Origin of the sequence: Chryseobacterium sp. (genome assembly GCF_029240215.1) — a bacterium.
Taxonomy (GTDB): domain Bacteria; phylum Bacteroidota; class Bacteroidia; order Flavobacteriales; family Weeksellaceae; genus Chryseobacterium.
This window is the reverse complement of sequence record NZ_JARBTK010000004.1, coordinates 366,907-381,499: the sequence shown is the minus strand read 5'-3', so window position 1 is coordinate 381,499 and position 14,593 is coordinate 366,907. Positions and strand designations below refer to the sequence as shown.

Genomic DNA, 14,593 nt, shown 5'->3' with positions numbered 1-14,593 from the left:
ATTCTTATGAGCATAAAAGTAATTTTAGATGCCGATGTCATTGCAGATTTCTACAAAGATAACCGTACTGGAATTTTTCGGGTTGCATTAGAACTCTTCACAAAATTATCCAAGGAAAAAAAGATTAAAACATTTTATTCCCATCTAAGTTTATTCCATAATAATACATCAACAAAAGAACTTGACCGATTTTTTGAAGAAAATTCTATCAAAATAACAGCCGCAAATATTAGGAGCAAAAGAAAGTTTTTGCCACTCAGAAAAGAAAAACTCTTCAGATATCTTTATAAGAAATTGGGAATTTATAATTTTGAAAACAAGCATTTCGAAGATGTTTTCAGAAATGCCCAAATCTTTCACTCTTTTTATTATCCTATTAATGACGGAATTAGAAAGTATACAAATTTAAAGAAGATTGTTACTGTTCATGATTTGATACCCATACTTTTTCCCGAATTACACTTTACTTCAAGTCTCATCAAAGATATTATCGCAAGTATCGGAGAAGATGGTTATGCTGTTTGTGTCTCAGAAAATACTAAAAAAGATTTACTTGAATATGCTCCATATCTCAATCCGGAACATGTTTTCGTGAGCTTATTAGCGGCGTCAGAAGAGCTTTTTTATGTTTGTAATGATGACGAAAAGTTTAATGTAATTGCAGAAAAATATAAACTTCCTGAAAAATATTTTTTGAGTGTAGGTACTTTAGAACCCCGTAAAAATGTAGATCATGTTATCCGTACATTCCTCAAAGTGGTAAAAGAAAATAACATTGATGATCTCGGATTGGTTTTGGTAGGAGCAAAAGGTTGGGATTACGATAAAATTTTTAAGGAATATGATAACGCCGAAGATTTGAAAGATAAAATCATTATTACCGGTAGAGTTCCGGATGAAGATCTTGCAAGTTTATACAGTCATGCTCATTCCTTTTATTATATGTCTCTCTATGAAGGTTTTGGTTTGCCACCTTTGGAAGCAATGCAATGTGGTGTTGCAACCGTTACTTCCGACACTTCATCGTTACCGGAAGTTGTAGGAAATGCCGGAATTGTGCTGAACCCCAATGATGTAGAATCACTTAGTGAGACTATGCTTAATTTGTATAAAGATGATAATTTGCGAGCTTTTTATTCTCAAAAAGGGTTAGAAAGGTCCCAAATGTTTTCCTGGGAAAAATGTGCAGATGAGCATGTCGAAATTTATAAAAAAATAGCAGAAGCTTAATAAGCCCTTAATCAAGCATCTTAAAAATTTCCTCTTTCTGAGCATCAATAGAAAACGGATAGATACCTTTTTCAGAATTAAAATGAAGAGTATTCCACAATTCTTTATCGGTGCAAATCGCTACAATGTTATCTGCAAATTTCTGGTAATCTTCATTACCTGCGATCAATGCGGTAATTCCATTCTCCAAAAACATTCCTTCGGCACCGATTTCGGTCGTTAAAACAGGAAGTGTATATTCCAGAGCCTGACCGATTTTTCCTTTTACACCTGCACCAAATCTAAGTGGGGAAACAGATGCAAAACATTTTTCATAATATGGAATAATATCTTCCACATAACCGGTAACTTCAAATTTTTCAGAGTTCATTTTCTGGATAGATTCCGGAGCCTCAGAGCCAATAATTGTAATCTTTAAATCAGGTAAAACTTTCCATACCAAAGGCATAATTTGGTTGTACAAAACTTCTACAGCATCTACATTAGGATCATGAAGAAAGGTGCCGATAAAGAAAATCCCGTTTCGTTTTTCGAAAGGAGGCATATCTTCCGGCTGTACTTTCAGATTGTGTACGTTGCTTACTGTAAACAGTTTAGATTTATCTACAAAAGCTTGCATAAATTCTTTCTCCTTATCACTGATGACGGCGATTTTGTCTGCTTTTTTACTGAGCTCGGTTTCAATATATTTGTAACGTACTACTTCTTTTGCCCTGTTTTTATCGTACTTTATCTCAAGACCTCTTTCCATTCTCAGGTAATGAATATCCACCATATCATAAATAATCTTTGCCTGCGGAGCTTTATTTCTGAAAAAATCTAAATAATATTCAAATAGTTCAGGTCTGTGACACCAGACAAAATCGATTTTGGGAAGAAGATTGTTGATGAAATATTTTTTACCTTTCAAAATTCCATACTTATTAATGAAGGGCGTATAAACCGTTACATTATGATTATTTAGATTTTTGATGTATTTTTTTGAGTCAACATTCGGGATGGCTTTTCTCCAGTCGACAAGATAGACATTGTAATGTTTTGCCAGAAATTTTGCAATTTCTGTGATTCTGTTTGATGCAGAATCTTTGTCAAACGTAGGGATTTGGCTGTCAACAATAAGAATCGTTTTTTTACTGTCATCATGAGGAATTATCTTTTCAGCTAAAGGATAATACTTTTTGACGTGAATGTAATTTTTTATCTTTCTTTTGATTCCCATTGTTTTATAGTTTAAATATTTTTTTAGTGAAATTCTTCAGACTGTACTTGGCAAGGATATCTTCATGAATTTCTATATAAGAAAGGTCGAGAAATGTTTTAATTTCATCAATGTCAATGTTATTACTGTCAATAACGAGTATATTATTCGGATGATAAAAATCAAAATTCTTTACCGTTTCGTTTGTTGTAATAAGCTTTTTGCGATAGCCTAAACTTTCAAAAGTTCTGAAAGAAAGTCCTTTCTGGTCAGCTCTCTGGAAGTCTATCATTGCTTTCGACTGCGAAATTAATTCTTTTGTTTCAGACAGCGAAATGTATTCTGTAGTTGAAATCAAATGGGGATAATTCAGCTTTTCAAACCAAAATAACACAAAATAGATTTTCAAACCTGCATCATGCAACAATTTTGAAATTTTGTCTATCTCATTGATTCTTGAATCATATGATGAAATATTGAAAATATCATATTTCAGTTTTTGTTGCTCAATTGTTTTATCATAAATAAAATTTGAGGTTTCTATAAAATTATACTTTTCAATATCTTCTTTTTCGTAGGAATAGATTTCATCAAAAAAATGGACAATTTCCAATTGTTTAGGATATTTTGTACAACTATCATAGTAATACGCAATGAAATTTTCTGTTTTATTTTTTAAGTCTTTCAGCAACGAAACATCCAAAAGATCAGGGCGAATTATGAAAATAATATCTTGTTTTTCAGTGATCTGCTGAAGAATTTGATTCTTGAAAAAATCTTTTTTAATGTTTTTGCCAAAAATTTTAGTGATCCCATTTCTTATTTTAACGGCAAGATTTGGATACTTAAATTTGATCGTATCTGTTTTAATATCAGTAACAATCACTTCCGGATAACTTTGCAGTTCTTTGACTACAAAATCGATGTATCCGTAAGCAAAAGGATATATTAAGGTGATTTTCTTTGACATTATCTAAAAATTTCTTTCAGCTTCTCCTCAAATACAGCTTCTTCATTCAGCACCACGTTTTTATATGTTTTAAAATTAAGAATATGACGAGAATAATTGTCAAAAATACATTGTATCTTATTCAGAATAGCCGGAATTTTTTCTGAACTAAAATCAAATTTATACTCATCCGGAATCATCAGGTCTTCATAATAAGCTGAAGAACCATTTCTTCCCGAAATAATGCAACAGTCCTGAGAAACGGACTCGCGAAGCATTTTATCGCGACCCGGATTCTCGCCGAAATCTACATATAAAAGTGACTTTGCCATCAAATCTTTTATTTGATTGGCATTCATATTCTGAATGGGAATCCACGTCAATTCAAGGGAATTTTTAATCAGTTCTGAAATCTCGTTTTTTCCTTTTTTAGGATTGTACAGTATGGTTTTATTGGAAAGATCTTTATTTATAACTTGATCTTTATTTAAAAATATCGGATTGATGTAATCACACACATAATCGATCTGATTTTCCGGAATATTGTGATCTTTCAGATAAACGCTTGATCTGTATGACTGCGCCCACTGAAAAACATTCGGAATATTTTCAAAATGATATTCTTTATCATCCTGTTTGTAAAATAATTTTGTAAAAAAACTCTGTTTTCTTATTCTGTAATCCATCAGGATCTTGTAAAAGTCAACACTTAACCACCAAATTACTTTTTGACTTTTCGGGTATTTCTTTATTAAAAACGTCATCGATTCCGGAATGATCAGAATATTTTCGGGACTGTCTTCGAATTTATGTATTTCCTGAGTTTTATAAATGTCATAATTTTTCGCTTTTGCATTTTTTCTTTGAGGAATATAATGCATAAAAACGTTGTCATAGTTTAACTCATACAACTTATTGGAAAGCTGATGCAGAGCTTCCGGACCACCTGTAACTTTTCTCGGAGGGCAGAATATGATGATTTTGGAAGTGCTTTTATAAGAAATCATAAAGAAAATCAGTTAATAATTTTGCAGTATCACAAGCAATTTATGCCTGTTTCGATACCATTAATTTTGTAAAATTACGACATATTACTCAACCAGTTCGTCAACCCAGTTTTTGATAAGATATTTATTTAAAATATTTGGTGGAATATCAACGTAAGACGTTTCAAAAAAAGCAGCAGGAATTTTAATATCGTCTGTATTTTCGATTACAAATATATTGTCAGGATTGTAAAAATCATAATTGACAATATCTTTATTTGTGGTAATCAGTTTTTTCTTTAAACCAAGACTTTCAAATACCCTGAAACTCAATCCTTCCTGACCGTTTCTGCTTACATCGAGCATTATTTCTGATTCTTCCAAAAGCTGATTGTTTTCCTCGATTGACAGAGGCTTTTTTGAAAATTCAATATATGGTTCTCCGTTTTCTTTTGATGTGAAAATAATAATTTTACTTTTTATATTCATATCATACAACACTTCGGCTATTTTTTTTATAATTGGATACCTATTATCAAACGAGCTGATATTGAAGACTTTATACGTGTATTTTTCAGGTACGCTGTCAATGGTTTTGTAAATAAAATTGGTCTTAAATCTAAGATTGTACTTTTGGCAGTCCTTTTTTTCAAAAGAAAAAACTTTATCAAAAAGGGAGAGAATATTTTTGGTTTTCGGATATCTGTTGATAGAATCACTGATAATCAATACAGATTGACGGGATTTTTTGTTAACGGCTTGTATCGTTTTTTTAGATAAGAAATCAGCTTTTATATAAATGCTGGTGTCAATTAATTTTATATTTTTAATTTGATCCAAGATAACTTGGTTATAATGAATATGCTTAAGATTTGATATCCCTAAGTTTTTTGTGAAAAAATTGAGTGCTTTATGATAAAAACTCGGGTACCTATACCTGAAACTGTAGAAATTAATATGATTAACTTCATAATTTTTCTTCTCCAAAGCATCGGCAATGTATTGATTAAATCCCCAATTATCGTATGTGATCAGTAATATGATTTTTTTGTCTCTTTGCATTCTTTATTTCAGTTGTTACCCAATAGTGTGATCCAAAAAGTCTTCCAAATCGTTTTTTAAAAAAGTAGGTTTAAAATCGGTATATTTTTTAGAATCCGGTACAAAGTCTGTTATATGCAAAAATTTATCCAATTCCGGTTTGCTGGTCCATGCCCAGTCTGATTTACGGATATGTGGCGAAAAAATAGTAAATGTAGGAATACCAAGAGATTTGCTCACATTTGTTGCTCCGCCTTCATTGCCGATTAGACATTTGCACAAGCTTGTGACAGCAGCAAACTCACGAAGATTTTTAGTGTCAAAATTCTTTACAATTGAGGTTTTTGCCTCTTCAGAAAGCTTAGAATATAAAGTTTCAAAAAGTTCTTTCTGAGAAGGCAAATAATTGCACAGTATTTTTGCAGCAGGTTTATAATGAGCAATATATTCAAGTAATTCTGCCATATATTCGACAGGATATGTTTTCTCGTCTGAGCTTCCAAAAGTGCTTATCATGATCAGATTGTCTGTTGATGATAATCCTTTTTCACTCAGAATTTGATGTGCATTTTTAAGCTCATCTTCCTGTATATAGACTTTTGGAAAAATTTCCTGGAACGGAATTCCCAGCGGCTCCAACATCTGCAAACGATGTTCAATTCCTAAAGTCGTATTTTTTGATTTTACTTTCGTTGATCTTTTTACAGCGTGATTATAAAAAAACTGCGTGTATTTTTTGAAAAAACCGATTCTTGTTTTCGCTCCGGAAAAAAAAGTAATGATAGCCGTCTCTATTTTGGAATACAAATCAATCACCAAATCAAATTTATGCTGATTCAATTCAGACAAAGTTTTGCTGGGCCCATCGCTGCTGAAAAACAGAAAATGATCAATGTAAGGATTCCCGATCAAGATCTGAGCGTGCTTTTCTTCCAAAAGAAAGCTGATTTCAGAGTTGGGATATTTTTTTTTCAGTAAAGGCAGAATTGTGCTTGTCACGAGCACATCGCCCATGAATTTTTTCTGAATGATTAAAATCTTCATATTATCCGCCAAATTCCAAAACCGTTTTTTCGATTATTTTTACACAGTCCAGTAACTGTTCTTCTGTGATAACCAAAGGTGGTGCCAATCTGATAATATTTCCGTGGGTTGGTTTTGCAAGAAGTCCGTTTTCTTTTAATTGTAAACAAAGATTCCAGGCTGTTGAACTTTCCGGAGTATCGTTGATCAGAATTGCGTTTAGTAATCCTTTCCCTCGTACTTTGGTAATCAAATCAGACTTTTCAATTAACTTTTCAATTTCGGATCTGAAAAGCTGCCCCAATTCTTCTGCTCTTTCAGATAATTTTTCATCTTCCACCACATCCAAAGCCGCAATTGCAACTGCACAGGCAATCGGATTTCCACCAAAAGTAGAGCCGTGTTGTCCGGGTTTGATTACATTCATGATCTCATCATTTGCCAAAACTGCCGATACGGGATACATTCCGCCGGAAATTGCTTTTCCAAGGATTAAAATATCAGGTTGCACGTTTTCGTGATGACAAGCTATTAGTTTTCCTGTTCTTGCAATTCCTGTTTGTACTTCGTCTGCAATAAAAAGAACGTTGTGCTTTTTACATAATTCGGAAGCGTTTTTAAGGAAATTTTCGTCCGGAACGTAAACTCCGGCCTCACCCTGAATAGGTTCAACCAAAAATGCTGCAATGTTTTGAGCATCATTTTTTAAAACTTCTTCTAAAGCTGTAAGATCATTATATGGAATTTTTACAAATCCCGGAGTAAAAGGTCCGTAGTTTTTGTTGGCGTCAGGATCGTTTGAGAAAGATACGATCGTTGTCGTTCTTCCGTGGAAGTTGTTTTCACAAACTACAATTTTTGCTGCGTTCTCTGAAATTCCTTTTACTTCATAACTCCATTTTCTGGCTAATTTTACTGCAGTTTCTACAGCTTCAGCACCGGAATTCATTGGTAAAACCTTATCAAAACCAAAAAGAGTAGTGATTTTTTTCTCGTATTCTCCCAAACTCGAATTGTAAAATGCTCTTGAAGTCAAAGCTAATTTTTTAGCCTGATTTACTAAAGCGTCCACAATTTTAGGGTGTGAATGTCCTTGGTTTACAGCAGAATAAGCTGAAAGGAAATCGTAATATTTTTTACCTTCAACATCCCAAACGAAAACACCTTCACCTTTATCTAAAACCACAGGAAGCGGATGGTAATTGTGTGCGCCATATTTTTCTTCGAGTTCGATAAAGTATTGTGAGTTTTTTGTTTGAAGTCGAATGCATAAAAAAACCGCCTCAAAACTGAGACGGTTCAAATTTATTTTAGAATAATCTTAATGATTATCATATTTCTTATCCATTACAAAACTCTCCATGAATTTTGTCGTGTAGTTTCCTGAAAGATAAGCTTCATCTTCCATCAATTGTCTGTGGAAAGGAATGGTAGTTTTTACTCCTTCTACATAGAATTCTTCCAAAGCACGTTTCATTTTTGCAATCGCTTCTTCACGGGTTTGAGCCGTTGTGATCAATTTTGCAATCATAGAATCGTAGTTAGAAGGAATTGTGTAACCAGAGTAAACATGAGTGTCAACTCTGATACCATGTCCACCAGGAATGTTTAATCCTGTGATTTTCCCCGGAGAAGGTCTGAAATCTGCATAAGGATCTTCTGCATTGATTCTGCATTCGATAGAATGTAATTTCGGATAATGGTTGATTCCTGAAATAGGAGTCCCTGCTGCCAAAAGAATTTGCTCTCTGATCAAGTCGTAATCAATAACCTGTTCAGTAATTGGGTGCTCAACCTGAATTCTGGTGTTCATTTCCATGAAATAGAAATTTCTGTGCTTGTCAACAAGGAATTCGATTGTGCCAACACCTTCATAACCGATAAATTCTGCTGCTTTCACTGCTGCTTCACCCATTTTCTCACGAAGTTCGTCAGTCATGAATGGGGAAGGAGTTTCTTCAGTTAATTTTTGGTTTCTTCTTTGTACAGAGCAGTCTCTTTCAGAAAGGTGGCAAGCTTTACCAAATTGGTCACCTGCAACCTGAATCTCGATATGTCTTGGCTCTTCAATCAGTTTTTCCATGTACATTCCTCCGTTTCCGAAGGCTGCCACTGCTTCCTGAATTGCAGATTCCCAGTGTTCTTTAAGATCTTCTGCTTTCCATACAGCTCTCATACCTTTACCGCCACCACCGGCAGTAGCTTTGATCATTACGGGATATCCTGTTTCTTCTGCTGTTTTTACTGCGTGCTCGTAAGATTCGATCAAACCTTCGGAACCCGGTACACAAGGTACGTTTGCAGCTTTCATGGTAGCTTTAGCATTTGCTTTATCTCCCATTCTCTCAATTTGCTCAGGACTTGCACCAATAAATTTGATGCCGTTTTTCTGACAGATTCTTGAGAAGTTAGCGTTTTCAGATAAAAAACCGTAACCTGGGTGAATTGCGTCTGCATTAGTGATTTCTGCTGCTGCAATAATGTTTGGGATTCTCAGGTAAGAATCTTTGCTCATTGGCGGACCGATACAAACGGCTTCGTCAGCAAATCTTACATGAAGACTGTCTTTATCAGCAGTGGAATATACCGCAACAGTTTTGATTCCCATTTCTTTACAAGTACGTAAAATACGCATTGCGATTTCGCCACGATTGGCAATTAATATTTTTTTGAACATCTCCTCTGAAATTTTAAATTTTAAATTTTGAATTTTAAATTATTTTAAATGAAACAATTTTCATCTAAAATTATAATCTTTCATCTAAAATTCCTTAAGATGGATCTACTAAAAATAAAGGTTGATCGTATTCAACCGGAGTAGCATCGTCAACTAAAATTTTAACGATTTTACCGCTTACTTCAGACTCGATTTGGTTGAATAACTTCATTGCTTCAATTACACAAACAACTTTTCCGTTTGATACCTCATCACCTACGTTGATGAAAACATCTTTATCCGGAGATGGTTTTCTGTAGAAAGTTCCGATCATTGGAGATTTAATAGTTACATATTTACTATCGTCAGAAGCCGCTTCAGTTTTTTCCGTAGATGGAGAAACAGCAGCAGGAGCGTGACCTGGAGCTGTTTGCTGAGGAGCTTGCTGATACATTGCCGGTTGAGCAACATAGCTTACTTCGTTCCCTCCAAGCGGTGTTTTAATAGTAATTTCGAAATCTTTAGTCTTGTATTTTACTTCTGAAACCTCAGCTTTAGATACAAACTTGATAAGATTCTGTATGTCTTTAATGTCCATAAAATTGATATTTGATTTGTCGTCAAAGATACCAAAAAAAGACAAAAAGCAACAAAAAACCACTCATTTTTATTAAAATTGAGTGGTTTTTGTATTAAATAGAGGTTTTTAAGGTAAAAAGCTCTTAGTTTTCTTCTGTAGTAGTTTCTACTGTTTTTTCCAATACTACTTTTCCTCTATAGTATAATTTTCCTTCATGCCAGTGAGCTCTGTGGTATAAATGCATTTCTCCTGTAGTTGCATCTTTTGCCAATTGAGGAACTACTGCTTTGTAATGAGTTCTTCTCTTATCTCTTCTTGTAGACGACTGTCTTCTCTTTGGATGTGCCATTTTGTAATAACTTTTTTAATTTGATGAGCGATGAGATCTTTGCATCATCTCATCATATTATTATTATTTTTAATTTTTATCTTTTAATTTCTTCAAAGCTTCCCATCTCGGGTCAACTTCCTGTTCTTCTTCTTCAACTTCTTTCGGGCTGAATTTTTCAAGAATTGCCAAATCTTCATCACTGATATTCGGTGATATTTTTTTCATAGGTATTGAAAGTGCTACATTCTCATAAATCAAATGTGCTACGTTGAATGCGTGATCGTTTGCAAGGATTGTTACTACATCTTCCTCGCTGTCGTCATATTCTTCTCCGAATTTTACTAAAATACCGATCTGGTTTTCAATGGGGTAGTCAAAATTATCGTTTGTAATGTCACAAACCAATTCTACTGTTCCATTTACTTTTACTTCAAATTCTAAAAATGTAGTGTGTTTGTTTAAAAATACTTCTACATCGATTTTAGGATTTGTAAATTCCTGTTCAGTGTCGAATAATTGAAAGAACTCTTTATCTATCTCAAACCTGAACTCGTGCTTACCGATTTTCAGTCCGGAAAAGCTTATATCGTAGTTTCTTAACTTGTCCATAAAATGAGTGTGCAAAAATATGCATTTATTTTAATATTACAAATAAAATAGGTAACAAAATTAATTTTAATTGAGTCAACGATTTACATTTCGCTTTCTACAGGAAGATCTTCGTCTATTCCGTTGTCTGAAGGCATTCTTCTTGGCTGAAGTCTGTTGCTCATCATTGCTTTATAATCGCTTCTGTTTTTAAAAATCTTAATCGCCATGAAAATTGCTTCCATAAAACTCTGTTCATCGGCAATATTTTTCCCTGCAATATCATATGCAACACCGTGATCGGGCGAAGTTCTTATAAAAGGAAGTCCTGCAGTATAATTTACACCTTCTTCATAAGCTAAAGTTTTGAATGGAGCCAAACCTTGGTCATGATACATTGCTAAAACAGCATCAAAGTTTTGATATTTGCTCGGCTGGAAAAAACTGTCAGCAGGAAATGGTCCGAAAGCCAGAATTCCCTGGTCTGAAAGTTCTTTAATAGCAGGCGAAATAATTTCGATCTCTTCATTTCCGATCACGCCGCCATCTCCGGAATGTGGATTTAAACCTAAAACTGCAATTTTCGGTTTAGAAATAGAAAAATCTTCAATCAAAGTTTGGTTTAAAGCCTTGATTTGTTTCTTTATTTTTTCTTTTGAAATATTTTCAGCAACCTGAGAAATCGGAATATGATGAGTAGAAACGGCAACTTTCAAACCGTCAGTTACCAAAAACATCAATCCTTTTTTGTTGAATTTTTCTTCAAAATAACCAGTGTGTCCTGCGTGTTTGAAACCCATTTTTACCATTTCGTCTTTATTGATCGGTGCGGTAACCAAAACGTCAATTTCACCTTTCATCAAAGCTTCTGTTGCAGCTTCTAATGAGTCAATTGCCATTTTGGTAGATTCTTCTGACGGTTTGCCCAATTCCACATTAGAATTATCTTTCACCAAATTAAGCATATTCAGTTTTCCGTTTTGAGCCTGCGAAGTTTCTGTGATGTAGTTGAAATTCAGATTAAGTTTGAAAATGTTCTTCTGGTAAGTGAATAATTTCCCTGAGCCAAAAATAATTGGGGTAAAAAAGTCGGTGATGGTTTTGTCTTTTAGAGATTTCATGATGATTTCCGGACCGATGCCGTTGAAGTCACCAATTGAAATTCCTACTCGTACTTTATGGTTTTTTGGGCTCATTTTGATTATATTTGAAGATTATAATTTTACAAATTTAGCAAAAAATAATATGTTCACAGGAATTATTGAAGCGATAGGAGTTATTGAAAAAATTGAAGAAAACGGCAGCAATATTAATTTTACTCTAAGCTGTCCATTTACCCATGAATTAAAAATTGATCAGAGTTTGGCTCATAACGGTTGTTGTCTTACGGTAGTTGAAATTACCGGGAGTCAATACGTTGTTACTGCGATCAATGAGACTTTAGAAAAAACCAATTTAGGAAAATGGGAAGTGGGAAGTGTGGTGAATCTTGAGCGTTGCATGATGATGAACGGCAGGCTCGATGGTCATATTGTTCAGGGGCATGTAGATCAAACCGGTGAAATAATTGATATCGAAAACAAAGATGGCAGCTATTTTGTTACTGTACAGTATAATTCAGAAGGAGGCTTCGTAACGGTTCCGCAAGGTTCAATCACAGTAAACGGAATCAGTCTTACTGTTGCCAAAAGTGGTGATTTTCAGTTTTCTGTTGCTATTATCCCTTACACCTGGGAATTTACCAATATGAAAAATGTTAAAATCGGAGATAAAGTCAACCTTGAATTTGATATCGTTGGTAAATACATCGCTAAATTAATTAACAAGCAGAATGTCGTTTAATAAATATAAAGGATATAGTTTAAGAAACCGGGTTTTTTTTGGTTTCTTACTCGTATGTCTTTTGAGTGTTGCTGCTTCCTCATTGGTTCCTTACTTTGTTTTGAGAAATAATTCTCTGCAGCAGAGTAAGATTGATATGCAGGAGAAAACCAATGCAGTGATGAGATTTTTGGATTATGCAGTCAGTCTGTCGACGGTGCATACGGAAGATCTTCCGGCAGTTTTGAAAAACAGAATTTTCGAAATCGCAGATATCAACCAGCACGATATTATTATTTATGATCTTAAAGGAAATTATTTACTTTCCAACAGGGATGAAGCATTAGTTAAACAGAAGAAAATTCCTCTTAAAATTGTTAATAAACTGCTTTCTACCGAATCCAGATATGATTTTAGGGAAGTTGATGAGTCGAAAGATGCTGTTTTTACATCTTCGTATTTGTTGTTGAAAAACAATATGTTGGAGCCTGTAGGGATTATTTATATTCCTTTGTATCATAATGAGTCGGCTTATCTTGATGTGCTTCACAAATATGTGGTTTATATTTTAATTGTAGATATTTTACTGATTGTTTTCAGTATTTGGCTGAGTTGGGTAACTTCTGCAAATCTTGCAAAAAATATTACCAAGTTTTCTGATATGATCACTCGAATAACGCTTTTTGAAAATGAAATGCGTCCTATTAAATATTATAAAAATGATGAGCTGAATGCGCTGGCAAGGGCTTATAACAGGATGATTCTTCAGATTCAGGATCAGAAAGAAAGACTTCGGTTTAAGGCATCTGAAGAAGCTTGGCGCGAAATGGCAAAACAGGTTGCCCATGAGGTGAAAAACCCTTTGACACCTATGAAACTGACCATCCAGAATTTTGAAAGAAAATTTGATCCGCAAGATCCGAATGTCAATGAAAAAGTAAAGCAATTAAGCAAAACAATGGTTGATCAGATCGATTTGATTGCAACTGTAGCTTCAGCATTCTCTGAATTTGCCAAACTTCCAGAAAAAAATAACGAGATCATCAATCTTAATACTGAAATTGAAGATATTCTAAGAGTTTTCAACGATGATCTGATTTTTGTGCATTCTAATAAGAGCAATATTATGATTAATATGGATAGGATTTATCTGTCCAGAATCATTACCAATCTGGTTACAAATGCACAACAGGCACAAAGTGACGACAGAAATCTCCTGGTAAATGTAGATATTGAGCAACACCAAAGAAAAGTAATTATTTCAGTTCAGGATAATGGAATCGGGATTGCTGAAAATATGTTTGAAAGGATTTTCGAGCCCAATTTTACTTCAAAAAATAGCGGAATGGGCTTAGGTTTGTCAATGGTCAGGAAAATGGTGGAAGACTACAAAGGTCAGATCACCGTAAAATCTGAACTTGGAAAAGGCTCTACATTTATCATTACACTACCTACAAATCTTTAGTGAAATCTTTTAAATTTAAACGATTTGAAATTCAACAATCTGCCGACGTTTTCCGGGTGGGAACAGATGGTGTTTTGTTGGGTGCTTTGGCTAATATTGATGTTGCTGAAAATGTGCTAGAAATCGGAACGGGAACGGGTTTGATTTCTTTAATGCTTTCCCAAAGAAATGTATCGGCTGACTTTTTAGGAATTGACATCAATCAAGAAGCGGTACATCTTACAAAACTTAATTTTGAAAATTCTCCATTTAATGTAAGATTAAAAAATATTCTTCAGGATTTTAAAACTTTTGAAACTGACGAAAAATTTGATCTTATTATTTCAAATCCACCTTATTTTGAAACTTCAGATTCTGTAAAAGATAAAATTGCAAGACAAACTGTTGAGCTAAATTTTCGACAATTGATCTCAAAATCAGCCAATTTACTTTCAGAAAATGGGATTTTTTCTGTGGTTATTCCTTTTGAGGCAGGAGAGGATTTTATAGAAATATCAAAAGAAAGTCAATTGTTTCTCAACCGAAAAGTTAATGTTTACGGAATTGAAAATTCAAAAATAAAAAGATTGATTCTTGAGTTTTCTTTAAATGAAAGTGAACTCCATGAATCTGATTTTATCATAGAAAAAAGTCCGAGAGAATACTCGGACCAATATCTTGAACTCACCAAAGAGTTTCATGTTTTTAAAAATAGAAGTTAGATTTTAGAGGATAGAAATTAGTTT

At 33.9% G+C, this 14,593-nt stretch carries 15 protein-coding genes; 4 read left to right on the top strand and 11 right to left on the bottom strand.

Translation table 11 applies throughout. The annotated features are described in order from the left end of the window. Nucleotides 1-6 precede the first annotated feature (6 nt). Nucleotides 7-1,230, top strand: a complete 1,224-nt coding sequence (locus tag K0R77_RS11405) for a glycosyltransferase family 1 protein (protein WP_300352314.1) — start codon at nt 7-9, stop codon at nt 1,228-1,230. A 7-nt stretch (nt 1,231-1,237) separates the two neighbouring features. On the opposite strand, the gene K0R77_RS11400 is transcribed toward K0R77_RS11405, so the two are convergent. From K0R77_RS11400 to pdxA, 11 genes are all read right to left on the bottom strand, one after another. Further along, nucleotides 1,238-2,449: a glycosyltransferase family 4 protein gene (locus K0R77_RS11400; RefSeq protein WP_300352312.1), complete on the bottom strand. Its 1,212-nt coding sequence runs from the start codon at nt 2,447-2,449 to the stop codon at nt 1,238-1,240. Nucleotides 2,450-2,453: 4 nt separating this feature from the next. Then, entirely contained in the window at nt 2,454-3,398 is a 945-nt protein-coding gene (locus K0R77_RS11395) for a hypothetical protein (protein ID WP_300352310.1), read from the bottom strand. Beyond that, nucleotides 3,398-4,384: a hypothetical protein gene (locus K0R77_RS11390; RefSeq protein ID WP_300352308.1), complete on the bottom strand. Its 987-nt coding sequence runs from the start codon at nt 4,382-4,384 to the stop codon at nt 3,398-3,400. Before K0R77_RS11390 ends, K0R77_RS11395 begins: the two co-directional genes overlap by 1 nt. A gap of 84 nt (nt 4,385-4,468) precedes the next feature. Next, nucleotides 4,469-5,425 (bottom strand): lipopolysaccharide core biosynthesis protein rfaS, encoded by a 957-nt coding sequence (locus K0R77_RS11385; RefSeq protein WP_300352306.1) that lies wholly within the window; start codon nt 5,423-5,425, stop codon nt 4,469-4,471. A gap of 15 nt (nt 5,426-5,440) precedes the next feature. Next, entirely contained in the window at nt 5,441-6,448 is a 1,008-nt protein-coding gene (locus tag K0R77_RS11380; protein ID WP_300352304.1) for a glycosyltransferase family 9 protein, read from the bottom strand. 1 nt (nt 6,449) lies between these two features. Further along, nucleotides 6,450-7,694 (bottom strand): ornithine--oxo-acid transaminase, encoded by a 1,245-nt coding sequence (rocD, locus tag K0R77_RS11375; protein ID WP_300352412.1) that lies wholly within the window; start codon nt 7,692-7,694, stop codon nt 6,450-6,452. Between the two features lie 54 nt (nt 7,695-7,748). Further along, complete coding sequence (accC, locus tag K0R77_RS11370; protein WP_300352302.1) at nt 7,749-9,104, bottom strand: acetyl-CoA carboxylase biotin carboxylase subunit; 1,356 nt, start codon at nt 9,102-9,104, stop codon at nt 7,749-7,751. A gap of 94 nt (nt 9,105-9,198) precedes the next feature. After that, entirely contained in the window at nt 9,199-9,681 is a 483-nt protein-coding gene (gene accB / locus K0R77_RS11365; protein ID WP_300352300.1) for an acetyl-CoA carboxylase biotin carboxyl carrier protein, read from the bottom strand. 124 nt (nt 9,682-9,805) lie between these two features. Then, on the bottom strand, nt 9,806-10,012 hold the full coding sequence (gene rpmF / locus K0R77_RS11360) for a 50S ribosomal protein L32 (RefSeq protein ID WP_047445089.1): 207 nt from the start codon (nt 10,010-10,012) through the stop codon (nt 9,806-9,808). A gap of 69 nt (nt 10,013-10,081) precedes the next feature. After that, nucleotides 10,082-10,603: a DUF177 domain-containing protein gene (locus K0R77_RS11355; protein ID WP_300352298.1), complete on the bottom strand. Its 522-nt coding sequence runs from the start codon at nt 10,601-10,603 to the stop codon at nt 10,082-10,084. Nucleotides 10,604-10,686: 83 nt separating this feature from the next. Beyond that, nucleotides 10,687-11,778 carry a 4-hydroxythreonine-4-phosphate dehydrogenase PdxA gene (gene pdxA / locus K0R77_RS11350; RefSeq protein WP_300352296.1) on the bottom strand — a complete coding sequence of 364 codons (1,092 nt, stop codon included), beginning with the start codon at nt 11,776-11,778 and terminating at the stop codon, nt 10,687-10,689. 49 nt (nt 11,779-11,827) lie between these two features. On the opposite strand from pdxA, the gene K0R77_RS11345 reads away from it, so the two are divergent. The 3 genes from K0R77_RS11345 to K0R77_RS11335 are packed head-to-tail and all read left to right on the top strand — an operon-like array spanning nt 11,828 to nt 14,569. Then, nucleotides 11,828-12,424: a riboflavin synthase gene (locus tag K0R77_RS11345; RefSeq protein WP_300352294.1), complete on the top strand. Its 597-nt coding sequence runs from the start codon at nt 11,828-11,830 to the stop codon at nt 12,422-12,424. Further along, nucleotides 12,414-13,868 carry a HAMP domain-containing sensor histidine kinase gene (locus K0R77_RS11340; protein WP_300352293.1) on the top strand — a complete coding sequence of 485 codons (1,455 nt, stop codon included), beginning with the start codon at nt 12,414-12,416 and terminating at the stop codon, nt 13,866-13,868. The genes K0R77_RS11345 and K0R77_RS11340 overlap by 11 nt, the downstream gene beginning before the upstream one ends. Next, nucleotides 13,868-14,569, top strand: a complete 702-nt coding sequence (locus K0R77_RS11335; RefSeq protein ID WP_300352291.1) for a methyltransferase — start codon at nt 13,868-13,870, stop codon at nt 14,567-14,569. Before K0R77_RS11340 ends, K0R77_RS11335 begins: the two co-directional genes overlap by 1 nt. Nucleotides 14,570-14,593 lie beyond the last annotated feature (24 nt).